Annotated in this window: 20 protein-coding genes; 6 read left to right on the forward strand and 14 right to left on the reverse strand. The window is 40.3% G+C overall.

Translation table 11 applies throughout. The features are described from left to right. Position 1 precedes the first annotated feature (1 nt). Entirely contained in the window at positions 2-715 is a 714-nt protein-coding gene (locus NMS_RS04885; RefSeq protein ID WP_041495697.1) for a 3'-5' exonuclease, read from the forward strand. Next, entirely contained in the window at positions 693-2,390 is a 1,698-nt protein-coding gene (locus NMS_RS04890; RefSeq protein WP_041495698.1) for an ABC transporter ATP-binding protein, read from the forward strand. Before NMS_RS04885 ends, NMS_RS04890 begins: the two co-directional genes overlap by 23 nt. A 297-nt stretch (positions 2,391-2,687) precedes the next feature. Here NMS_RS04890 and def read toward each other — a convergent pair whose 3' ends face one another. The 5 genes from def to NMS_RS04915 form a co-directional block, all read right to left on the reverse strand. Beyond that, positions 2,688-3,332 (reverse strand): peptide deformylase, encoded by a 645-nt coding sequence (gene def / locus NMS_RS04895; RefSeq protein WP_041495699.1) that lies wholly within the window; start codon positions 3,330-3,332, stop codon positions 2,688-2,690. Between the two features lie 3 nt (positions 3,333-3,335). Then, positions 3,336-5,246 carry a CocE/NonD family hydrolase gene (locus NMS_RS04900; protein WP_052476730.1) on the reverse strand — a complete coding sequence of 637 codons (1,911 nt, stop codon included), beginning with the start codon at positions 5,244-5,246 and terminating at the stop codon, positions 3,336-3,338. Between the two features lie 90 nt (positions 5,247-5,336). Next, on the reverse strand, positions 5,337-7,415 hold the full coding sequence (locus NMS_RS04905; protein WP_231862360.1) for a M13 family metallopeptidase: 2,079 nt from the start codon (positions 7,413-7,415) through the stop codon (positions 5,337-5,339). 226 nt (positions 7,416-7,641) lie between these two features. Further along, positions 7,642-10,998 carry a T9SS type A sorting domain-containing protein gene (locus NMS_RS04910; RefSeq protein WP_041495700.1) on the reverse strand — a complete coding sequence of 1,119 codons (3,357 nt, stop codon included), beginning with the start codon at positions 10,996-10,998 and terminating at the stop codon, positions 7,642-7,644. A gap of 269 nt (positions 10,999-11,267) precedes the next feature. Further along, positions 11,268-11,762: a nuclear transport factor 2 family protein gene (locus tag NMS_RS04915; protein WP_041497481.1), complete on the reverse strand. Its 495-nt coding sequence runs from the start codon at positions 11,760-11,762 to the stop codon at positions 11,268-11,270. Between the two features lie 44 nt (positions 11,763-11,806). Here NMS_RS04915 and NMS_RS04920 point away from each other — a divergent pair, with 44 nt between their 5' ends. Genes NMS_RS04920 through NMS_RS04930 form a run of 3 tightly spaced genes read left to right on the forward strand, consistent with a single transcriptional unit; the run spans position 11,807 to position 13,593 of the window. Then, positions 11,807-12,382, forward strand: coding sequence for a DNA-3-methyladenine glycosylase I (locus tag NMS_RS04920; RefSeq protein WP_041495701.1), 576 nt, complete (start codon positions 11,807-11,809; stop codon positions 12,380-12,382). Further along, the gene (locus NMS_RS04925) at positions 12,369-12,953 is read left to right on the forward strand and encodes a hypothetical protein (protein WP_041495702.1); all 585 of its coding nucleotides are present in this window, start codon (positions 12,369-12,371) and stop codon (positions 12,951-12,953) included. The genes NMS_RS04920 and NMS_RS04925 overlap by 14 nt, the downstream gene beginning before the upstream one ends. After that, positions 12,934-13,593 (forward strand): DUF2490 domain-containing protein, encoded by a 660-nt coding sequence (locus NMS_RS04930; protein WP_041495703.1) that lies wholly within the window; start codon positions 12,934-12,936, stop codon positions 13,591-13,593. Before NMS_RS04925 ends, NMS_RS04930 begins: the two co-directional genes overlap by 20 nt. Here the strand turns inward: NMS_RS04930 and aat are convergent. From aat to NMS_RS04945, 3 genes are all read right to left on the reverse strand, one after another. After that, complete coding sequence (aat, locus tag NMS_RS04935) at positions 13,585-14,232, reverse strand: leucyl/phenylalanyl-tRNA--protein transferase (RefSeq protein ID WP_041495704.1); 648 nt, start codon at positions 14,230-14,232, stop codon at positions 13,585-13,587. The genes NMS_RS04930 and aat overlap by 9 nt on opposite strands. A gap of 95 nt (positions 14,233-14,327) precedes the next feature. Then, entirely contained in the window at positions 14,328-14,699 is a 372-nt protein-coding gene (locus NMS_RS04940) for a DUF3127 domain-containing protein (protein WP_041495705.1), read from the reverse strand. A gap of 2 nt (positions 14,700-14,701) precedes the next feature. Beyond that, complete coding sequence (locus NMS_RS04945) at positions 14,702-15,517, reverse strand: flavin reductase family protein (RefSeq protein WP_052477051.1); 816 nt, start codon at positions 15,515-15,517, stop codon at positions 14,702-14,704. A 173-nt stretch (positions 15,518-15,690) separates the two neighbouring features. On the opposite strand from NMS_RS04945, the gene NMS_RS04950 reads away from it, so the two are divergent. Beyond that, positions 15,691-16,836 carry a sensor histidine kinase gene (locus tag NMS_RS04950; RefSeq protein WP_041495707.1) on the forward strand — a complete coding sequence of 382 codons (1,146 nt, stop codon included), beginning with the start codon at positions 15,691-15,693 and terminating at the stop codon, positions 16,834-16,836. Between the two features lie 8 nt (positions 16,837-16,844). On the opposite strand, the gene NMS_RS04955 is transcribed toward NMS_RS04950, so the two are convergent. The 6 genes from NMS_RS04955 to NMS_RS04980 all read right to left on the reverse strand — a co-directional run bounded on the left by NMS_RS04955 (position 16,845) and on the right by NMS_RS04980 (position 22,763). After that, a complete protein-coding gene (locus NMS_RS04955) occupies positions 16,845-17,237 on the reverse strand; it encodes a hypothetical protein (protein ID WP_041495708.1) in 393 nt (130 codons plus the stop codon). Positions 17,238-17,299: 62 nt separating this feature from the next. Further along, positions 17,300-18,535 carry an ATP-dependent Clp protease ATP-binding subunit ClpX gene (clpX, locus tag NMS_RS04960; protein WP_041495709.1) on the reverse strand — a complete coding sequence of 412 codons (1,236 nt, stop codon included), beginning with the start codon at positions 18,533-18,535 and terminating at the stop codon, positions 17,300-17,302. A gap of 101 nt (positions 18,536-18,636) precedes the next feature. Then, on the reverse strand, positions 18,637-19,314 hold the full coding sequence (locus NMS_RS04965) for a ClpP family protease (protein WP_041495710.1): 678 nt from the start codon (positions 19,312-19,314) through the stop codon (positions 18,637-18,639). 86 nt (positions 19,315-19,400) lie between these two features. Next, a complete protein-coding gene (tig, locus tag NMS_RS04970; protein WP_041495711.1) occupies positions 19,401-20,729 on the reverse strand; it encodes a trigger factor in 1,329 nt (442 codons plus the stop codon). 77 nt (positions 20,730-20,806) lie between these two features. Next, positions 20,807-21,154 (reverse strand): phage holin family protein, encoded by a 348-nt coding sequence (locus tag NMS_RS13670; RefSeq protein WP_084217613.1) that lies wholly within the window; start codon positions 21,152-21,154, stop codon positions 20,807-20,809. 85 nt (positions 21,155-21,239) lie between these two features. Beyond that, on the reverse strand, positions 21,240-22,763 hold the full coding sequence (locus NMS_RS04980; protein WP_041497482.1) for a lipase: 1,524 nt from the start codon (positions 22,761-22,763) through the stop codon (positions 21,240-21,242). Between the last annotated feature and the right edge of the window lie 3 nt (positions 22,764-22,766).

The raw sequence follows: 22,766 nt of genomic DNA on the forward strand, positions 1-22,766 counted from the left end.
TATGATCCAACGATTAGCTCTCGAGAACATCCTTTTTCTGGATATTGAAACGGTTCCTCAAACGGAGCATTTCAATGATTTGGAAACAGAAGATCAGGAGCTATTTGCGTTGAAAACTCAGTATCAGCGTAAAGATGATAGTACTCCAGAAGCGTTTTATGAACGCGCAGGAATTTGGGCAGAATTCGGTAAAATTATTTGCATATCTGTTGGGTTTTTTACCCGACCAGATTCCGACCGTAGCTTTAGAATGCACAGCTATACAGGAACGGAGTTTAAAATACTGACCGACTTTTCTAAAATGCTACAAGATCATTTTTCACGCAACGATCATTTGTTGTGCGGTCATAATGCCAAAGAATTTGACTTTCCATACATCGCAAGACGTATGATCATCCATGGTATGGAATTGCCAGCAAAGCTGAACTTGTTCGGGAAGAAGCCGTGGGAAATTCCGCATTTAGACACGATGGAGCTTTGGAAATTTGGGGATTATAAGCATTACACAAGTCTGAAACTTTTGACCCGAGTGTTAGGCATAGAATCTCCTAAAGATGATATCGACGGCTCGCAGGTGCGCAACGTATTTTATGAAGATAAAGACATTACTCGCATCGCTAACTATTGTGAGCGAGATGTTGTGGCTGTAGCGCAAGTATTCTTACGATTGCGAGGTGAAAAATTATTGACAGATGACCAGATCGTCAGCAAGTAATCCATTAGTAGATTTAAAAGGGTTGAACCTGAGTTTTGGGAAAAGTTCGGCTGCTAACCAAGTCTTATTCGACGTCGATCTACAACTTTTTGAAAATGAAATCCTAGCCGTTGTTGGGGAGTCGGGTAGTGGTAAATCGGTTACCAGTAAGGTGTTGATGGGATTACTACCACAAGACGGCACACTGATTCATGCAGAAAAGGCTTTGGTACTGGATAAAGACTTGCAAAAGTTAGAGAGTGGAGAATGGTCTCGCTTTCGCGGAAGCGAAATAAGCATGATTTTTCAGGAACCCATGAGTTCTTTAAACCCTACCAGTTCCTGTGGAAATCAGGTTGCTGAAATTCTTGAGATTCACACAAAACTAACTTCAGAAGAGCGCAAGGAAGAGGTTTTAAAGCTTTTTGAGAAAGTAAGACTGCCACAGCCTGAAGTTACTTATCACAAATACCCTCACAATATTAGCGGTGGTCAAATGCAACGCGTCATGATCGCAATGGCCATTGCTTGTAAGCCTAAAATATTGATAGCCGATGAGCCTACCACAGCTCTTGATGTCACGGTACAAAAAGAAATTATCCTGTTACTGCAATCTTTACAGCAGGAATATGGAATGAGCATATTATTTATATCCCATGACCTTTCACTAGTACAGTCCATTGCAGATCGCATCGCTGTAATGTATCAAGGACGCATTGTTGAAACGGCTGCGTCTCAAGATATATTCTCAAACCCACAAAACGATTATACAAAAGCCTTAATTGCTGCCCGGCCTGAAACAGACCGAAGGTTAAAACGTTTGCCCACTATAAAAGATTTCGTATCAGGTGAATTGAACGATGATGTAGAAACGCATTCAGAGCGTATCGCAAGACAAGAATGTCTTTATAAGAAACAACCTATTTTAAAAGTGGAAAATGTAGTAAAAGATTATCCGCTTAAGAAAAAACTATTCCGTTCCCGAGAATATTACCGTGCCGTTGATGATGTCAGTTTTGACCTGTTTTCAGGAGAAAGTCTGGGATTAGTAGGGGAGAGCGGCTGCGGGAAAAGCACATTAGGCAACATGATTTTAGGTTTGACTCCAGTGACTCAAGGAAAGATTTTGTTTAATGGTGTTGATCTTTCTAGGATCGACGCTGCAAGCTGGCGTCAATTGCGTAAAAGGATCCAGATTATTTTTCAAGACCCGTTTGCTTCCCTCAACCCACGGATTAAAATAGGGGAGGCCATTCTAGAACCTATGCAATGGCACGGGATAGGAAAAAATCGCAAACAACGGATTCAAATGGTGGAACAGCTACTAGAAAGAGTGGGGCTTACGGCTTCACATTACCATCGGTATCCTCATGAATTTAGCGGCGGACAGCGACAACGTATAGGAATTGCTAGAGCCGTGGCGTTACAGCCTGATTTGATCGTATGTGATGAATCTGTAAGTGCACTTGATATTTCAGTACAGGCACAAGTATTGAATTTATTGAATGAGTTTAAGGAGGACCTTGGGTTTTCCTATTTATTCATTTCGCATGATCTGGCAGTGGTCAAGTATTTTTGTGACCGAGTCATTGTAATGAATAAAGGACAGATAGAAGAAATAAATGAGGCGGATGCTTTGTATCAGCATCCTCAAAAAGCCTATACGAAACAATTGATCGAGGCTATTCCTAAGTAACGAGAACACCTGATTTTTTAACAGCAAGACATAAAAAATGCCATCTAAGAAGGTAATTCTAGATGGCATTTTAATTTGAAAGGAATAAATCTAAAACGTAAAAAAGGTACGCGCTACTAATTTGCAAAGACCTTTAATGAAAACGTAAGTAGAGATAAAGCTGTTAGTATTTTGAACGGATGTCTGCACGGTAGTATGTTTTAAATTCTTGACACCCTAAATATCATAATAAAAACCTAATAACCTGTTATAATGCTTTAAATATTCGATTAAAAGCACAAAATACTTTATAAAAAGTTAAGGCTCCTTTCGTGCGGCATCTTCTTGTTCCTGCTTTAAGTGATCTAAATACAAAATACCATTAAGGTGATCGATCTCATGCTGGAAGATTACTGCGGTAAAATCTTCTACCATTTCTATCTTTCGCTTTCCTTCCGTAGTATCATATTCTACTAAAATCGCATAGGATCTAGAATTTAATGTATCACGCCTGTCTGGAATCGAGAGACAACCTTCCCGACACTCTTGTTTTTTCTTTGAATACTGAATGATTTCTGGATTCAAGATAACTTCAAAAGGGTAGTTAGGTTTGTCAAATCGCTGCACCCAGGCAATACGTTTCAAAACACCTACTTGTGGAGCTGCAATGCCTGCGCCCAGAGACATACTATCTCTTACAGTAGCATACATGCGATCAACCAGTCTTTTTAAAACAGGATCTTTAGGGTCTACTTTTACAGCTTCACTGTTTTCTCTTAACAATAGAGAATCTGTTTTACTAGTGATCTTGAAAACCCTCATAGGTTTAGAAGCTTTGGCTTCCATGATAAAGCTGGCTTGTAGATCAGTGAAACCTACGGCAGCATCATTTTCTTGTGCTGTGCTTATACTACTGCATAGAGCAATTAGGATAAAACAGAAGTTTAAACCAATATTCTTCATCTCTTAATTTTTAGGTGTAGAATTCATAATAGTAAAGTCAGGACGTTTTCCTACGCTTACTTCGCTGGACCCTAATATTGTCACAGTACCTGCGGTAAAGTCATCTGCTTCCGCCTCAAAGATGTTTTCTACATACTTTTGAGGATTTCTATCGATGTATGGAAACCAAGTGCTGTGAATCTGTATCATGATGCGGTGGCCTTTTTTGAACGTATGTAGGACATCCTGCAATGGGAAGTTCACTGAAGTTTTTTGACCTTCTGTGAAAGCTTCTGGTTTAGAAAAATCATTGCGGAAGCGTCCTCTAAAGGTCTCTGCACGTACCAACTGCTGGTATCCTGCTAAAGTGATTCCTTCAGGAGTCTTTGGGTCATTTTCCATATCGTCTGGATATACGTCAATCACCTTTACAATAAAGTCTGCATCAGTAATATCTTTTAAGATGACTTCTAGGTTTGCTTGAATTTCTCCAGCCAATCGGGTGTTCTCTTCTAAAATGTCTGTTTGGAATGTCAAAACATCGGGTCTGCGGGAAGCGTGGCGTTGATCGTCTGTCATATAAGCTCTAGGCGTAAACGTCACTGGAGTCACTTCACTACGGAAAGGTACTGGCTTTGCTGGGTCACTTACATAACTAAAGCTAGTATCATCGTCGCTTTCTTCATTGATTAACAACTCTCCATTTTTTCCAAAACCAAAAACAATCTGCTCTTGTTTAGGTGGCCAGACAGAAAATTTCTCCCATTGTTTTAGACCAGTATCAAACATATAAGCTTCAGGAAGTTCTGGGTTTTTCTTTCCTTTTAAGTGGTGCTCAAAAAACGGAGTTTCTATCTCTTTCTGGTAAAATGTGGAAATACTATCACCAAAAACGATGTGATTTACCATCTGGGTTCCAGGCTCTCTAGCCCAGTTGCCATGGCTCCAAGGTCCCATTACTATACTGTTATTTTCATTCTTTGGATTGTTGCGCTCTACGTTTTTGTAGATGGTTAATGGGCCATACAAATCCTCTGCATCAAACCAGCCGCCAACGGTCATTACCGCATGGTTGACATTGTCCAAATGGTTGACGATGGATCTTTTTTGCCAGAACTCATCATAATTAGGGTGTTCTGAAACCTCTTTCCAAAACTCATTGTCTGGATATATGTTTTCAGTTACATTTTTTAGAGGGCCTATTCCCATATTGAAAGCATAGGAATCTTTAGTGTTTCCAGCGGCGCGCATCGCATCCCATTTATCTGTGTACCAGCTCTCCGTTGTTGGTCCTTCCGTTTGATGACCGAAAACGGGATAAGCCATAAGGTAACTCTGCAGCGTGGCTCCCATGTGGTGGAAGTCATCAAAAAAGAAATCACCAATAGGTGCTTGTGGGGAAGAGGCTACTAACGCAGGATGCGCATCAGGCAAAGCAGCCGCGGTGTAAAACCCAGGGTAGGAAATTCCCCATTGACCTACTTTCTTATTAGAGTTTTTCAAGTTATTGACCAGCCAGTCTATAGTATCGTAAGTGTCAGAGCTTTCATCAATATCCTTTTTGTTTTTGACATTGTTACCTGGAATATTGGGTGTCATATTAGTGAATGTTCCTTCACTCATCCATCGACCACGCACGTCTTGATAGACAAAAATATAGCCTTCTTCCATCATGTAAGGGTTTGGGCCTAGAGCCGTTTTATATTCGCCTTCACCATAAGGTGCCACACTATAACAGGTGCGCTGTAGCATGATTGGATATTTCTTAGAGGTATCCTTAGGCGCATAAATGACTGTATAGAGTTTTACGCCATCGCGCATGGTAATGTATTGGACGGTTTTAGTGTAGTTGTCTTTTACATATGTAGATGAAGATTGCGCTTTCGCGAAAGCGAACCCCACCACAAACATCACAGCAACAAATAGATTTTTCATAAAAGTAAAGTTATCCTCTAAAGATACAGAAGTCCACAAAAAAAGACCTCCCGAAATGGAAGGCCTTTTTGAATAAATTTTCTAGGGTGTTTACCAGATGATCACTCGATCTTCTGGTTTTACATACATTTTGTCACCTTCCTTGATATCAAACGCATCGTAAAAAGCTTGAATGTTTTGAAGCGGCACATACCCACGGTACATTCCTGGGGAGTGGGTGTCACCCTTGATACGCTGCTGCAAGGCTTCATCGCGCATTTTAGTGCGCCATACGGTCGCCCAGCTTATGAAAAAGCGCTGTTCTTGTGTATATCCATCTATCTCTTCTTCTGGTCGACCTTTGTCGTCCAACCACATTTGTAAGGCATCATAGGCGGCATTCACACCTCCTAAATCGCCAATATTTTCACCTAGTGTAAACTTTCCATTGATAAATACATCTGGCATTACTTCAATAGCGCTGTATTGAGTAGCAAGGTTATCTCCCAATCCTGTGAACTTCACGTTATCTTCATCTGTCCACCAATTGGTCATATTACCAGCAGCGTCAAATCGAGCTCCACTATCATCAAAACCATGTGAAATCTCATGACCTATCACAGCTCCCATCCCACCGAAGTTGATCGCAGCATCTGCATTATAATCGTAAAATGGTGGCTGTAAAATAGCAGCTGGAAAAACAATCTCGTTGTAATACGGGTTGTAATAAGCATTTACCGTTTGTGGAGACATGAACCACTCACTCTTATCTACTGGCTCACCCAGGTTATCAAGGTTATCCTCACGATTCCATTTGATTACCGCCATCATGTTATTGAACAAGTTCCCGCCTTTTTCAGGGCTAGTGATTTCCATGGCGCTGTAATCTTTCCACTTGTCTGGATAGCCTATCTTGATAGTCATTCCATTCAATTTGTCGATGGCCTTCTTCTTAGTGTCTGCGCTCATCCAGTCTAAGTTATTGATACGCACTTCGTATGCTTTCTTCACGTAGTCAATCATTTCAAGAGCTTTTTCTTTCGCTTCCTTAGGAAACTTTTGCTCCACATACAATTTGCCTAAAGCTTCTCCAACCGTTCCGTTCACAATACCTAAAGCACGCTCATCCATAGGTTCTTGTTCTACTGCTCCACGCATGGTTTTAGAATAGAAATCCCAGTTAGCATCTTCCAGTGCTGTAGAAAGGGAACCAGATGCTTGATTGATCATAGTCCATTTCAAATATTCCTTAATTACAGGAAGATTCTTTTGAGTAAGCATGGGTTGTAAGGCCTTCAAGTAATCAGGCTGAGAAACAATCAGGGTGTCAAAATCCTTTACTCCTAAAGTCTTAAAATAGGCGTCCCAATCCATTGCAGGAACTAATTTCTTGAGGTTGGATTTAGCCATCGGGTTATAGGAAAGCAACGGGTTGCGGCTTGCAACTTTATCCAGTCTTGGCTTGGCTAGTTTGGTTTCAAATGCTACAATGTTTGCCGCTATAGAACGTGCTGCAACGCTATCTGTTCCCGTCATGGACAACATGCGAGCAATGTGTTGTTGGTATTTTTCAAGCTTTTGCTTGCTGTCTGCATCCTGCTCTACATAATATTCTCTAGCCATTCCTAAGCTTCCTGCGCCTAGTTGAGCCACGTTCATGTTAGTATCCTTAGCGTCTGGACCAACTCCAAAAGAGATAAGACCGTTGACACCGTATGCGGCTAACTCACCTAATAATAAAGGTAACTCCTCCATTTTTCGTACCTCATTGATCTGTTGTAAGAAAGGCATCAAAGGTTGGTAACCAGCCTTGTTACGGCTCTCTGTATCGAGAATAGACTGGTACACGTATACCGCTTTGGCTTGATCTGATTTTGGATCTAGGTTCTTGTCGTCCTGTGCTTTATTCAGGATAGCAAGAACATCAGCATCTGTGTCTTTACGTAGTTTGTTGAAACCACCCCAAACCGTCTGGTCTGCGGGAATTTCAGTAGAGTCAATCCAGGTACCGTTTACATAACGGTAAAAATCGTCTTTAGGACTCACCAGAGTGTCCATGGCAGAAAAATCAATTCCTGGGTAGGTTTTATTTGCTGCTACATCTGTTTGTTTGTCGTCTTTACACGATGTAAAAACTGTAATTGCTGCCAGAATCAAAACTGATTTCATAGCTGTCCAATGGTTATTCATTGTATTGATTTTTAGAATAGTAAATTTAATTTGTTTTCAAAAACTACAGCAATATCTTCTTTCAAAATAGAGAACTACTGTTGCTATTGATGTAATTGTTTTGAAGTTCGCTTTCGCGAAAGCGAGCTCTTTTACATCAGTAGCTCTATTTTTAAGTTTGTTACAAAAAAAGGCTCTATCATAAAAAAGATAGAGCCAGGGTACTGTAGAGTAAATAATGGGTTTATTAACGGACGATCAGCTTCTTAGCTGCTGAAGTCCCGTTTGATGTGATTTTTAAAAAGTACATTCCTGTCGCAACACCTGTGAGATCCATCTGTGAAGTCTTAGCATTGCTATTGTCAGATTGTAAAATGATTTTTCCAGTAAGATCACTAACGCTATAGGAGTATTCTGCCTCCATTTGCCATTTGATATTGAACACACCGTTGGAAGGATTAGGGTATACGCTAAAAAGAAGATCTTGTTTAGCAGATTTTTGAGCGGACTTTCCAGTAATCATCACGTTGTCTAGAACTACACCTTCTTGATTGATGGACTGGTCTGAATGGAATACAAAACGAAATACAACACTTGAATTTCCTTCTAGGTCTTTCAACGAAGTCTTGTAATTCTGCATTTGTGTATCAGTTCCAGTCCATTGCCCGCCTTGACAGTTGAAGCAGTTGTTCCCTTCACTATCGCGATTTGAGTTATACCAGTTGTCTTCATAACTTGACCCTAGTAAATTCCAGGTGGTTCCTTTATCGATGGAGTATTGTACATAAAACACATCCCAGTCTTGCTCTAGATCGTAAGCCATGTCAAAAGAGAATTCAGCATCTGTAACTTCTTTCAAGTCATAACAACCCGTATATAGGTAGGCAAGAGTAAGATCAGTATAGTTACCGTCTAGGTTTGTTGCATAAACATTTTTACCACTAGCGGCGTTTTTTAATTGACGGCCATTAGGCATTCCACGTTCCCACAATACGCTGGAACTTTTATCATTCAATGTCACTAATGCGTCATCTTCAAACTCATAGCTTTCACCTACCACCGCATGGCTGTTTTGAAGTAAGCTAATGCTTTTAAAGTTGTTGCTTAAAAACTCATCTTGATCTGTAGTTACATTCAATTTGATTGAGTAAGCACCTGGCTGAAGGTTCAAATCTTTAATGGTGATCTTTGACTCATTTTTAGGTGCTATGTTTACAGAGTAGTCTACAGAAACTTCAGTTCCCTCATTGATGCTATAGGATAGCGTTACTTGAGAAATGGTATTCATACCTGTATTCTCTAATGCAATTTCAATGTCACTCTCTCCACAATCAACAGTTCCACCGGTCCCTTGTGCAGACTTTAAGCTTATATCATTCATAGGTTGTACAAAGTCAATAGCTGTTTGCCACACCCCACGACCATAAGTTCCTGCAGTCATGATCATGTCATTAGGGTTGATCTCTAAATCTCTGACATTGACGTTTGGCAAATTGTTTGAGAAACGCTCCCAGACACCATAAGCATCATTATACTTAAAAACACCTAACGTTGTTCCTACGAACAAAGCATTGTCCGCACTATTTGCAAGGTGTGCTAAAGTGTTTTTTCCTAGATCAGGAAGGTTTGAAGTAATGTCGATCAAATCGGCACCCATATTATCACTGCGCAGCACTTTACCAGTGACAGTGCCTGTAGCAAAATAAACAATGTTGTTATTGTTATTATTCACCTCTATTGCGGTGATGTCTCCTGGAAGTTCTTTGATCCATGTGAATTCTTTCCCTGAATCCGTACTTCTGAACAATTGATTGTCTACCCCTACATACATGATAGCTTCATTGATCGGGTCAATTTCTAAGACATCTATGTTACTATTAAAACTTGAAGAAACTGGAATAAAACTCTCTCCTTCTACTTTATATAATTTTTTATAGCCAGCATATATCGCACCAGTGCTGGTCGTTTTCAATGGGGTGATCCAGTTGCCTTTAGAAGGACCATTGATTCTTCTGGTCAAGCTGTTGCCATCCTCAGTAATAAATAACCCACCACCAAATTGTGTAAAACTGTAACGCAGGTTGGAATCATTTGGATCAATACCAGCTTCCATCCCATCAGCACCGTGAAAGTTTTTCCAAGTATTGTTGTTGCGGGAATAGCCACCGTTGTCTTGCAAACCACCAGCTATATTAGCACTGGATTTTGATCCTACAGCGATACGGTAAAACTGACCTATTTGAAGTCCCCCTGTCAGGTCAGTAAAAGATTCCGCATCATTGCTGCTTCTGTAGACACCGCCATCCGATAAGACAAATACCTCGCCATTAAATTCTCTGATTTGGTGAATGTCAGCATGTGTATACGTAGTAGATTCTGGTGCATCCCATGAATTTACTTGTTCAAAACTAGCTCCTGAATCCATAGATTTCCATACGTTCAAACAACCGGTATAGATAACGTCTGCATTAGTTTGAGAAACTTCTAAGGCTAGATTATACCAGGCTTGAGTCGTTTCGATGATGTCAGTTCCATTGTCCTTTTTAGTAAATGTAACTCCAGCATCATTTGACTGATAAAGGCCTAATAATAAGTTTTCAACTCCTACAGCTAGTATGTATACTCTAGAGAAATCAGCTTTAGTAACTCCTATTACCATTCTAGAAATTCCAGCAGGTAAACCAGAGCTTACCGCATTGAAGCTTTCACCACCATTCTTAGAAATTAGGAAAGATGAAGTGGTTGCTAAATAAATGGTATTGGAATCACCTGGCATCAATTTGATGTCTTTTACGTTACCGTTAAAAGTCTTTTTTGCAGTCAATCCCCCATTAGTGGACTTATAAAAACCTTGATTAGAGGCTACATATAAGGTATTGGTATTGGATGGATCTACGTACACTTCGCTTATGTTAGCTGACGGTCCGTGGAAGGTTATGGCTGTTGTACTGAAATTCTCTCCACCATCTGTAGATTTCAAGACACCTATACTTGCAGAGTCTCCAGCGTCGTCGTCCCCTGTTCCTATATAAACAGTATTTGAGTTGCTAGGATCAACTGCAATGGCGCTGACACCTATTTGTGATAAAAAATCAGTTTGTGGTTTCCAGTCTTGCCCACCATTCGTAGATTTCCACAGCCCACCAGATGGAGCGCCTACATAGTAAGTGTTAGAATTATTAGGATCGACCGTTATAGTATTGATTCTACCTTGACCTGGAGACCAAGAGGTAGAGTTTTCATAATGAAAAGGACCTACAGGATTCCAATTTGAATGATCAGTAGGAGAAGGAGCTGGAATTGTTTTAGCTAACTGAAAAGTTTGTAATGCAGCTTGAACTTCTTCAGGAGATTGAATAGTACCGTCTGCTTTTAGGTAAGGCTTTGATCGCTCCAACCATCTTAGAAATGGCTTGTACCCGCTACCTTTTGCTGATTGATTATGAGTGGACCAGTATTGCTCGCCAGCTTCTTTGATTTGTTTAAAGGTCAGCTCACCAGTACTTTTTTCTACGGCAATATTCTGCATCCATGGCGCATCCGTGCCCAGTTGAGCTGCGGTGGTGATCGTGATCAGAAAAATTGTTAAAGTAATGATTTTCATACGCGTACTGTCCAGTAATGCTGTAGCAAGATAACAGGACAATTAGTTGTACTACGTAAGTATTCTATGGACGGTCGTCATCTAGGTCGAGCGTGTCTTTTACTCGTTTAACGGTTATTGATCATCGCTTTTAATCGGTGTAAATAAGTGTTAAAATGTGTTAATGGAATATATAACATCTCTCGAAAGTCCATTAAATAAGGGAGTTAAGCCCATTTTAGTAAATGCGTCACTTATCGATTCGCAATCATCAATAAGAGGAACGACCTTTACTGATTCCTTAGTTGATCGATGTACTGCATATCCCAATTCTTTTTCAAGGCAGTTAGATTCTCTACATTATCATTAGGTACTGCAATAGAAAGAACGTAGTGTGCAATTTTGTACTTGCCATTTTCTTTGATCAATACACCGCTGCCGCGACAAATACCCATTTGAGTATCTAGCAATTCGTCAAAATAGACCACTTCATTCTCTGAATACACATTGCGTTCTAAAGAGGTAAAAGACCAAGCTTTACCACGATCAAAAAACGGTTGAGCAAAAGCTTTAAATTCTGCAAGTTGCCAGTTTTCAGTAGCGTCCGTTCCTATAAATACCGCGTTGCTAGTCATTAACCCGAAGTATTTTTCAAAGTCAGCCTGCGCGGCAGCTTCATGCCACTGATCGATAGTTTCTTCAACTGCCTGCTTAGGTATCTCCTGATAGTTGGCACAGCTTGTGATTAAACCTGCCAACACTGCTAAAAAAATGAAATTCCTCATAATGTAAAATTGATGTTCAATATAAATAATCCTATTTTCATAAAATGCAAAAGACAAAATTAAAGCAACGTTGTGGTTGGTGCCTAGGCGATGATTTATATGAAGAATACCACGATAATGAATGGGGCAAGCCAGTTTATGATGATGATATTCTTTTTGAATTTCTTATTTTAGAAACCATGCAGGCCGGTTTGAGCTGGATCACAATACTTAAAAAACGAGAAAACTATCGCAATGCACTTGATGGATTTGATTCAATCAAAATTGCTAATTATGATGCAGATAAGGTAGCGGCGTTATTGCTTGATCCTGGGATTATACGCCACAGACTAAAAATCCAAAGCATTATCAACAATGCTCAATGTTTCCTAAAGCTTCAGGAGGAATATGGCAGTTTTTCAAAATTTTTATGGAAATATGTACACTCTAAGCCTATTGTGAATCACGTGAAAGATTATAAGAATGTGCCAGCGACCACCGCATTATCAGACCAACTGGCTAAAGATCTCAAAAAGCGAGGCTTTAAGTTTGTGGGCAGTACCACAATCTACGCCTTTATGCAGGCCGTCGGGATGGTTAACGATCACGAAATCTCATGTTACCGTTATGATGAAGTTTAAAATACTGTTGGTAGTTTTGTTCGCTTTCGCGAAAGCGAACTTCACACAAGCGCAATCCCCAACTCTCAAATTTGAAAAAGAAGAGCGGGTCAAAAAGGAAGAGTTTCCAGCGGATGCATTGCCGTACATTCAGCAACTTGCAGATGGAAGCCGTATCAAATATTATCGGGAATTTGATGGAGAACAAACCAGCTATGAAGCCAAGTTTAAAACAAACAGGAGAAAATACAGTATGGAATATGACCGCGATGGTAACCTAGAAGACATAGAAATCGAAGTCTCAAAAAAGCTGCTGCCAAAAACGGAATGGGAAATAATTCAAAGCAGGTTGAATACATACGCAAAGCGTTGGAAAGTTGAAAAAATCCAGTTGCAATATGTCAACAACAACGATGATAATGACCACTTAACGCTACAGATAGCGAGGAAGAATTATGAGAATATTGAAATGATTGTTGCTTTCAAAGATCAACGTAACATATATAGGAAAGAACTTCTTTTTAATAGAGCAGGAGAGATCTTAAAAGAACGTGATGTAAAACGCAGGGTTTATGACTTCCTATTGTTTTAGAACCCTCATTTTTCTACTACCAGCTTTTGCTGCTGCGCAATGGGTCGATCAAGTTTTAGTGGAGCCGGCAATGAATGTTTCCTGGAACACCAATTCTAGATGGAGTTTAAATACCACGATTGCACAACGCACCCTTACTTATGATAGTATTGATGCTTTACACGTTCAAATAGCGCAGTTTGCTCAATATGAAATAGGGTTTTATTCCCAACTGGGGGCAGGAGTAATGTATAGGGAAGTATCAGAACAAGGTGCTCCAGAAGAGTTGCGGACCACCCAGCAGTTTGTCCACACAAAAACCTACAACGCATTACAAATAGCACACCGGTTGCGCTGGGATCAACGCTGGCGAGATGACCTATTAACACATCGATGGCGTTACCGCATTTCAGGTTCTATACCGCTTGATGGGGCGGTGACTGATGCGTCAGAGTACTATCTTACCGCTGGAGTTGAAACCTTATTCATTGCTGAAATGAACAAACGGCCAGCATATGACCAGCGCATAACTGCTGGGATAGGGAAAAAATTAGGGTCTTCATATAAATTACAGTTCACTACACAGTACCGGTGGGAAGATTTTACAGCTGTTAATGAGAGGCTGCTTTTTCTAAATCTATCTTTATACTATTCACTGTAAATAGGAAAGAAAAACCTCCCGATCGATCTCTACCGCACCTAGACTTGCCAGGTGATCATTATACAGCTGGGCGTCAATAAGGCGATACCCACGAGACTTCAATTGTTCTGTCCAGTACATAAGGGCTACTTTACTGGCGTCTGTACTTTTTGAAAACATACTTTCACCGCAAAAAATACCTGATTCACTCAAATCCACGCCGTACAGTCCCCCTACTAAAATGTCCTCTTGAAAAACTTCAACGCTTTTAGCATGTCCTAATTTGTGCAGTTGTAAGTAGGCAGCAATCAAATCTTCATTGATCCAAGTGCCCGCCTCTCCAGACCTGGATACGTTCATGCATTCCCGCATGACCGCTTCAAAAGAAGTGTTCTCCCGAATCTCATAACCTCGATTGCGCTGACTTTGCCGTAGTGATTTGGAAATCTTCATAGGCTCTGCTTGACTCAAATCAAATACCATGCGTGGATCTGGCGACCACCAGCAAATGGGCTCACCATCGTTGTACCAAGGAAATATTCCAGATTTATAGGCCAGCAGCAAGCGTTCCACGCTCAAATCACCACCTATCGCCAGCATTCCATGTGAGGGAGCTAGGTTAGGATTGGGGAAAATAAGCTGTTTGTCGAGCAAGTACATGAAAAGGGGAAATCGTTTATTCTAAAATAGCGAATGCAGAAAAAATCCCAACAAAGAATTGTTAGGATTTTAAATAATAGTATTTCAGTTATTTCCTAAAAAGGAAGGTCATCATGATCCTCGTCACTAGAATTAGTGATAGGGTCATACTCGTCAAATGGAGGTACATCACCAGCCGGTGCAGTTCCAGTGCCCATTTTTTCAATACGCCATCCAGTAATAGAGTTAAAATATTTAGTCTCACCTTGCGGACTTTGCCATTCACGGCCGCGCAAGTTGATTCCTATTTTTACAGCGTCACCTACATTAAAAGCATCCAGCAGGCTGGTTTTGTCTTGCACAAACTCCACCATGATGGGTTGCGGGTATTGCTCCTCAGTTGTAACTACCATTTCACGTTTCTGGAAACCGTTAGAACCGTAAGTTTTGGTTTCTCCTATTACTTTGATTTTTCCTTGTACTTCCATAGTTATGATAATAAAATTTTCCAGGCTTCGGCAATGGAATTGTTTGCAATTAACTGCTGGGCCTTAAGATGTTTGTCATTAATTGATAAGTGATATAGATTTTCCGCTTTCGCGAAAGCGAGGACTTCATCAGCCTCTGGTACTTTATGAATATTCCCTAATTTTCCTAGATCGTTGCCAGTCAAAACCTGACTATTTCTAGCAAGTTCAGGTAAGGCATCTACACCTACACCATGATTGCGGCTAGGCTTCTCTACCTCAAACATGGCATCTTTGGAACGGCAGTACCAGTTGCTGCCCATACGAGCCACAGTGTCTATTTTGAATGGATCGATGCTTTGATTCTCATCTAGAATCGCATCATTGATATGCATGCAGACCACCTCGCAAATCACGAGATTACCGGCACCACCTTCTGTCCCTAGTTCTTTGATATCTATGACCTTGCATTCAAATTGCACAGGGCTTTCCGCCACTCGTGGGGGTTTGACCACATCACTAGGCACAGCGGTCAACCCAGATTTTACAAATTCATCGACGCCTGTATCATACTCTGTACTAGAAAGTGACATTTGTTGTACGATATCAAAGTTGACTATGTTTATCACTACCTCGCCAGTTTTTTGAACATTGCGCAAGGTGTCCTTGATGGTATTATCCCTACCACGTCGCACTGGAGAAAAAATCAAAACAGGTGGATTTGCACTAAAGACATTAAAAAACGAATACGGAGAAAGGTTGACGGTCCCATGTTCATCTACTGTACTTGCAAATGCAATAGGTCGCGGTTGCACAGCACTTACCAGGTGGCCGTACATTTGTGCATTCTCGATGTCTTCTGGTCTTATTTTCACGGGATTATTGCAAGATTTCAAAGGTAGTATTTCTAGCGACTCCTTCCAATACGATTACCTGGCAATAGGTGTACTTTATGCTAAGATTTCACGTTTAGGGAATAGTTGTATTTTTAAAATTGAACTGAAGCTTCTTCATGAATTTTACCTCAAATAAAAACCTGTTGCGATGGATCATCATCGTTTTTGCAGTTTTAGTGACCTCGCTTATTCTTTGGAATACTTTTATTTTCTTTCAGAAGCTCAAGAACCTAGAGAGGAGAAACATCCAAGAATATAGTATTGCTTTCAAGGATTTAGCAAATCAACCTCTAGATGCTGACTTAGGCGATCTGGGTTATACCGTGATGGGCAATACCACTGGACCAATGATTTTAGAAAATGTGGATGGAAAATTAGAAGCGCGAAATCTTCCTGAAGATATAGTTTCCGATTCCACAAAACTCCGTGAGCTTTTGATAAAGTATCAAGAGCAAAACGAGCCACTGGTAATTACCTACCAGGGGAAACCCTTTACCACTGTTTATTATGGCGATAGCGAGGTGTTGACTAAGTTGAAATACTATCCGCTAGCGTTGTTGTTGATTATGTTCTTATTCGGTGCGGTGATCTTATTTTTCTATAGATCTACTAAAGCCGCAGAACAAAACAAACTCTGGGCTGGAATGGCTAAAGAGAGCGCGCACCAAATAGGTACGCCTTTATCGTCACTTGTAGGCTGGACTGCCATATTACGAGATTCGGAAATTGATCCCACTTATGTGGATGAAATGGAAAAGGACATCAACCGCTTGCAGATGATTACCGACCGATTCTCCAAAATCGGATCCATTCCTAAACTTACAGTGCTTGATATAACAGATCAAACCAGACAAGCCGCTGGATATATAAGTTCCCGCTCTTCAAAACTAATTCAATTTCACATTGAAATACCTGAACAACCCATCCTGGTAGCGATGAATGAGCAGCTATTTGCATGGGTAATTGAAAACCTTATTAAAAATGGTATTGACGCTATGCGTGGCAAGGGAACCATAAACGTGCGTTTGAAAGAAGATGCGCGCCGGGTTCACATTACCGTTTCTGATACGGGAAAGGGCATACCTAAAAGACTTTGGAAACGCATTTTTACCCCAGGATATACCACTAAAAAAAGAGGTTGGGGTCTTGGATTATCACTTGCTAAAAGAATCATTAATGACTATCACAACGGCAAGTTACAAGTAAAGGAAAGCAAGATTAATAAAGGAACAACTTTTGAAATCGTATTGAATAAAGTGTAGACCCGCACTTAATCGACAGGTAAATCTACAGTTTTGAATGCAGTGGGGCTTGATTTAAATCTTATTTGATAATCTCCTTTCTCTCTAGGTGTAAAAGTGTAATCTGCGGTTATTGTTTTAATAGCTTGAGTGCACATACCGTCTTTATAGGATGCTTTTACCTCTAAAGTTATAAGTTGGCCATCTTTTGTTTCTTCAAACTTTTCAAACATTCCACATCCATTTCGCACTTCGAAACTTACATTGATGTTGACTGGCTCATTGACCTTTACAGATGTTGGGGCATCTACCGCGGTTACATAAGCTACTTCATAGGAGTTAGACTCCTCTTTTTCACCGCAGCTATTCACAACTACAAGAGCTATGAAGGTCATTGCTACTAGTACTAGTTTAGCGTTCATTTATATCATTTATGAATGAAAAACTTATCCAACAAGTTTTTCTAAATTAAACTCTATCCTTTTTAAGAAACTGCTTTCAGCTTCTGGATTCCGCTTTTGTCTAATTTAGACTCAGCGTAATGCTTAGTGACTTTAAATTCTTTAGTATCACCTCCAGGCATTTCAAACATGGCGTCTGTCAAAATAGCTTCGCAGAGGGATCGTAATCCTCGAGCACCTAGTTTGTACTCAATAGCTTTACCTACGATGTAATCTAAAGCATCGTTTGTTACCGTAAACTTTATATCGTCCATTTCAAACAGCTTTTCATATTGTTTGATAATGGCATTTTTAGGCTCTGTAAGAATCGCCCTGAGCGTATTTGCATCCAGCGGATTCATATGGGTTAATACTGGTAAACGACCAATGATCTCTGGGATCATCCCGAAATCTTTGATGTCTTTAGGAATGATGTATTGCAAAAGGTTGTCCTTTTCCACTACTTGGTCATTTGACATACTCGCTGAGAACCCTACCGCTTGCATATTCAATCGCTTGCGTATTACTTTCTCGATACCATCAAAAGCACCACCCGCAATAAATAGAATATTCTCTGTGTTTACCTCAATGAATTTTTGGTCTGGGTGTTTGCGACCACCTTTAGGCGGGACGTTTACTACAGTTCCTTCAAGAAGTTTTAATAAGCCTTGTTGTACACCTTCACCAGATACGTCTCTAGTAATAGAAGGGTTATCACTTTTACGAGCAATTTTATCGATCTCGTCTATAAAAACAATACCTGTTTGAGCTTTCTCCAGATTGTAATCAGCAGCTTGTAGTAATCGGGTCAAGATGCTCTCTACATCTTCTCCTACATATCCGGCTTCAGTTAAAACGGTGGCGTCCACTATGGCTAGCGGTACGTTCAACATTTTAGCAACCGTCTTTGCGATTAAGGTTTTACCTGTTCCCGTTTGTCCCACCATTAAGATGTTGGACTTTTGGATCTCAATGTCATCGTTAGAAGATGGTTGCAACAATCTTTTATAGTGATTGTATACGGCTACAGACATTACTTTTTTAGTGAACTCTTGACCAATGATGTACTGGTCTAGAAAATCCTTAATGGCTTTGGGCTTTTTAAGCGTCAAATCTGCTTTGGAAACTCCGTTTTCATCTTCCTTGCTATCCTCTAAAACGATTCCATGTGCCTGCTCTATACAACGGTCACAAATGTGCGCGTCGAGTCCAGCGATCAACAAATTCGTTTCCGCCTTGTTGCGCCCGCAAAAGCTACATTCTAATTGTTCCTTACTCATTCCTCTGATTTTATACCTTCCTGCTATATGAGCTGTGAGGTAAGATGTTGGTGGGGCTTTTTCGCTTTCGCGAAAGCGAACTAACCCTAATTAACGTGCTTCTATTTGTCTCTCTTTAAGACTTCATCAATCATACCGTACTCTAGTGCCTCGTCTGCACGCATCCAGAAATCACGGTCACTATCTTCATTAATTTGTTCATAGGTCTTACCCGTATGTTGAGCGATGATTTGATACAATTCTTCTTTCAATTTGATCGTTTCTTGTATCGCAATTTCAATATCAGACGCTTGTCCTTGAGCTCCACTAGATACCTGGTGGATCATGACGCGGGAATGTGGCAATGCGCTACGTTTCCCCTTTTGTCCTGCACATAATAGAACGGCTCCCATACTGGCTGCCATTCCTGTACAGATTGTTGCGACATCTGGTTTGATGAATTGCATGGTGTCGTAGATCCCCAATCCTGCATAAACGCTACCTCCTGGCGAGTTGATGTAGATTTGAATGTCCTTATTAGCATCTGCACTTTCCAGAAAGAGCAATTGTGCTTGTATGATGTTTGCCACTTGATCGTTGACCCCTGTACCCATAAATATGATACGGTCCATCATCAACCTGGAAAAAACATCCATGGCCAAAACATTCATTTGACGTTCTTCTATGATATTGGGAGTGAGATTATTAGGATACATATTCCCCATAATCTTATCGTAATACATCGGGTTCACACCGCGATCTTTTACTGCGTATTTTTCAAATTCCTTAGCTATATCCATAACCGTAATATTACTTTTTCTTATAATAAAAAGGCGTTAACCTAGTTGTAAAAGTCAACGCCTAAATATAGTGATTATAGAAGGGCTTAGGCGTCGTAAGCTTCTTTTATGAAGTCCTCGTATGTGACCTCTTTAGTTTTCAACTTAACGTTGTCTTTGAAGAATTGGAGCATTTTCTCATTCTGCAATTGCTCACTCATTCTCTTTACCTCTTCTTGATTTTGCATGATGCGCGCGACAATCTGGTCTACTTCTTCATCAGTCGCATCCATATGACCGTACTGCTTCATTTGTTCTCTAATCTGAGCGCTGGCATAAGCTTTCAATTCTTCAAACTTCAATTGCAAGTCTTCATTTGACTTTAAAATGTTTGATTCGATCAACTGGTATCTCAACCCTTTTTCAGAACGCTCGTACTCTGCAGCTGCTTCTTCTTCAGTCAATTCTTTCTCTCCATTATTTGCGATCCATTTTTTAAGGAAATCTGCTGGAAGATCGAATTTTGTGTTCTCGATTAAAGTCTCCGTTACATCAGTCAATAGCTTCTGATCTGTCTGTTGTGCGAACTGCTTTTTAGCATCTTCTCTCAATCGCTCTCTAAGTTCCTCCTCACTTTTGATCACATCTGGACCGAAAAGCTTATCAAAAAACTCCTGGTTCAGGTCTGCTTTCTCACGTTCGTTTACTTCAGTGATTTCAAAACTTACTGTGATATCTAGATCATGAGCTTGATCGTGTTCAATCTTCAAGAAGTTCATCAAGTCGTGATCGTCATTGAAAAGACCCTTAGTGTTCAATTCTAGCGTATCTCCTTTTTTAGCTCCAATGAATTTTTTCTCATTCGTTTTCCCTTTGATCTTGTCAATGGTAAATGTAGCATCAGTATTGATTCCTTCATCATCATTGCGGAAGATTCCAGTCACCTGATCTCCTGCTTCAACTTCAGTCTTACTGATTAACTTACCGTATTGCTCTCTGATGCGGTCAATCTGTTTGTTGATGGTCGCATCATCAGTCTTAATTTCATAGTGGGTAATGGCTTTCTGGCCTTTTAGATCTACCTCAAACTCAGGAGCCATTCCTATTTCAAAATCAAAACTATAATTTTCAGAATTCCAGTCGATTTCACCTTGCTCTACAGGTAAAGGATTCCCTAGCAAATTGAGATTCTCTTTAGAGATGTAATTGTTCAATTGCTCTTGAATCAATTTATTGATCTCTTCTACTAGTATAGGAGTGCGGTATTTCTTATTGATCAAGCTCGCTGGTACGTGGCCTTTTCTAAATCCTGGAATGGTAGCTGTCTTGCGGTAATCTGCAAGAATCTTGTCTACTTTCTCTTTATAATCTGCTTGTGCAACCTCAATAGTTAGGGTGGCAGTAAGTGCGTCGTTGTCAGTGCGCTTGATATTCATTTAAAGACTTTTATGCTGTTAAATTCGGGCTGCAAAATTAACCTTTATTTCCCTCTTAACAAAACTAGATTAGAGTCTTAGCGACCCTTGTCCTCTGTTGTTTTGATTAGGATGGATCTTGCGATAGCTAGTAACAAGGCAAAGATGAGTGCATACCATATGTTTTCTACTTCAAACCCACTCACGAGCCAGTCTGCCATCATTATGATAAATGCATTGATAAACAGTAAAAAGATGCCTAGGGTTAATACTGTTATCGGCAAGGTCAATATGACTAGGATTGGTCTAACGATAAAATTAAGTACAGACAAAGCTAATGCTACCCATACTGCGGTTAAAAACCCATCTGTAGATACCCCTGGAAGTAGGTATGAGAGAAGGATTACTAAAATAGCCGTGAGTAAAAGATTGAGAAGAAATTTCATAGGTCGTTCAGTTTTGCCCAAAAATAAAACATCCGCCAGGATCAAAGTCTTAGCGGATGCTTAATAAATTAGATTATTTGATGTGCTATAAGCCGTTACTAGGTTGTACAGACTTGTATTGTCCTATGTTAACTGATGGGACATTAGAGTTGTACGTGCTATTGATAGCGTTCAAAATAGTGTTTGCAGTAAATGCATAACCTCTAGGTGTAGGATGAACTCCATCAAGAGAGAATGCACCTCCAGAAGCATACGTGCTGGTAAGTACTCCTCCGTTGAAAGATACTCCTGTATCAGCTACAGTTCTCAATGCTGCTTGAGCATCTACTAAAGCTAACCCATTTGCTGCTGCTAGAGCTGCAATAGTCGCGTTGTAAGAATCTTGAGCCGCTTTTACACGAGCTTGTTCTCTTACAGTTAAAACATTTGCATTTGCTAATGGTACCGCAACACCTCTAACCGATGTAGGGTCATTAGGGTTTGCAAGGGTACCTAGAATAGAAGCTGTAGGGAACGTGATTAAATCTTGAGCCGTAGCTTGACGCAGCTTAGGTAACATTTGAGATGGGTTTGCCGGATTAGGTAAAGCGGTAAGGTCATCATCAAGAATTACCACGGCATTTTGACCAGCAGCAAAATTGATTCTTCTTGCGGCAGCTTCTTCAGTAGAAAGTAACGGCGTTTGACCATAACCAGCTATAGCTGCATTATAATTTGCATAACTCTGGTTCACAAAAGCGGCCGTAGGCGCATCTAATGGGATGGCGTTAAAAGGTACCGTTGTAAAGAAAGGAATTGAAGTCACATCTGGTATGTTTATTAAAGCACCCTTAGCTCCATTAGCAGTCAACGCGGTCACGTATCCTGAATAAACACTAGCAAATACATTTGCGTTAGTGATGTCATTACCTCCATAAACAGCAGGATTAAGATTTTCCGGTGCATTAGACGCATTCCGGTTTACACCTGATCCTCCAGAAGTTGCATAACTTAAGATATCATTATTACCTATCCACAACGTAAAGAAAGTCCCATTTGCAGCTGCAGCATCACCAATAACGGTTGCATTCTCATCACTTGCAAAACGCGCATAATAAGGGTTTGCTCTACCTGTAGCTACTCCAGCAACTGAGCCATAGCCAGCAGCTCCCAGGTGAAAACTTTTAGCCCCAGGTACACCGAAGTTATTTAAGGGTCCAGTAAATTTATTGGTTACTTCAGTAGTAGGGGTCCCATTAAGTACAATTGGTCCTGCTGGAATTCCACCATTCGCAGCAAGTACAAACCTGTTTTGAGTGATTTGAGTTCCATTGAGCAATAGACCACCTAAGTTATCATTTACTAAAGGTTGATTGAAAACTCCACCACCTACAAGCTCAAATTGTTGGGCCATGATGTTAGGGAAAGAATTTTGCTGCCCTTCTACATATAAAGCGGCATCTGCAAATCCTGAGGTTAATGAATTACCTACAGCTACATACTTAGAGAAATCAGCCTCTCCAGCAGTATACACATCTCCATTTTCAACAGAGTCTTCAAACTCATTTTCACAGCTCACAAATACAGCGGCAGCTGCAAAAAGAGCTAGATATTTAAAATTGTTTTTCATTTT

It is taken from the genome of Nonlabens marinus S1-08 (assembly GCF_000831385.1).
GTDB lineage: Bacteria > Bacteroidota > Bacteroidia > Flavobacteriales > Flavobacteriaceae > Nonlabens > Nonlabens marinus.

Excerpts from the sequence above, each read along its gene's own strand:
- tig (WP_041495711.1), bottom strand. The coding sequence starts at position 20,729 with ATGAATATCAAGCGCACTGACAACGACGCACTTACTGCCACCCTAACT.
- NMS_RS04945 (WP_052477051.1), bottom strand. The coding sequence starts at position 15,517 with ATGTACGGCCACCTGGTAAGTGCTGTGCAACCGCGACCTATTGCATTT.
- NMS_RS13670 (WP_084217613.1), bottom strand. The coding sequence starts at position 21,154 with ATGAAATTTCTTCTCAATCTTTTACTCACGGCTATTTTAGTAATCCTT.
- NMS_RS04910 (WP_041495700.1), bottom strand. The coding sequence starts at position 10,998 with ATGAAAATCATTACTTTAACAATTTTTCTGATCACGATCACCACCGCA.
- NMS_RS04940 (WP_041495705.1), bottom strand. The coding sequence starts at position 14,699 with ATGGAAGTACAAGGAAAAATCAAAGTAATAGGAGAAACCAAAACTTAC.
- NMS_RS04965 (WP_041495710.1), bottom strand. The coding sequence starts at position 19,314 with ATGGATATAGCTAAGGAATTTGAAAAATACGCAGTAAAAGATCGCGGT.
- clpX (WP_041495709.1), bottom strand. The coding sequence starts at position 18,535 with ATGAGTAAGGAACAATTAGAATGTAGCTTTTGCGGGCGCAACAAGGCG.
- NMS_RS04980 (WP_041497482.1), bottom strand. The coding sequence starts at position 22,763 with ATGAAAAACAATTTTAAATATCTAGCTCTTTTTGCAGCTGCCGCTGTA.
- NMS_RS04900 (WP_052476730.1), bottom strand. The coding sequence starts at position 5,246 with ATGAAAAATCTATTTGTTGCTGTGATGTTTGTGGTGGGGTTCGCTTTC.
- NMS_RS04930 (WP_041495703.1), top strand. The coding sequence starts at position 12,934 with ATGACTTCCTATTGTTTTAGAACCCTCATTTTTCTACTACCAGCTTTT.
- NMS_RS04950 (WP_041495707.1), top strand. The coding sequence starts at position 15,691 with ATGAATTTTACCTCAAATAAAAACCTGTTGCGATGGATCATCATCGTT.
- NMS_RS04955 (WP_041495708.1), bottom strand. The coding sequence starts at position 17,237 with ATGAACGCTAAACTAGTACTAGTAGCAATGACCTTCATAGCTCTTGTA.
- aat (WP_041495704.1), bottom strand. The coding sequence starts at position 14,232 with ATGTACTTGCTCGACAAACAGCTTATTTTCCCCAATCCTAACCTAGCT.
- NMS_RS04885 (WP_041495697.1), top strand. The coding sequence starts at position 2 with ATGATCCAACGATTAGCTCTCGAGAACATCCTTTTTCTGGATATTGAA.
- NMS_RS04920 (WP_041495701.1), top strand. The coding sequence starts at position 11,807 with ATGCAAAAGACAAAATTAAAGCAACGTTGTGGTTGGTGCCTAGGCGAT.
- NMS_RS04915 (WP_041497481.1), bottom strand. The coding sequence starts at position 11,762 with ATGAGGAATTTCATTTTTTTAGCAGTGTTGGCAGGTTTAATCACAAGC.
- def (WP_041495699.1), bottom strand. The coding sequence starts at position 3,332 with ATGAAGAATATTGGTTTAAACTTCTGTTTTATCCTAATTGCTCTATGC.
- NMS_RS04925 (WP_041495702.1), top strand. The coding sequence starts at position 12,369 with ATGATGAAGTTTAAAATACTGTTGGTAGTTTTGTTCGCTTTCGCGAAA.
- NMS_RS04905 (WP_231862360.1), bottom strand. The coding sequence starts at position 7,415 with ATGAATAACCATTGGACAGCTATGAAATCAGTTTTGATTCTGGCAGCA.
- NMS_RS04890 (WP_041495698.1), top strand. The coding sequence starts at position 693 with ATGACCAGATCGTCAGCAAGTAATCCATTAGTAGATTTAAAAGGGTTG.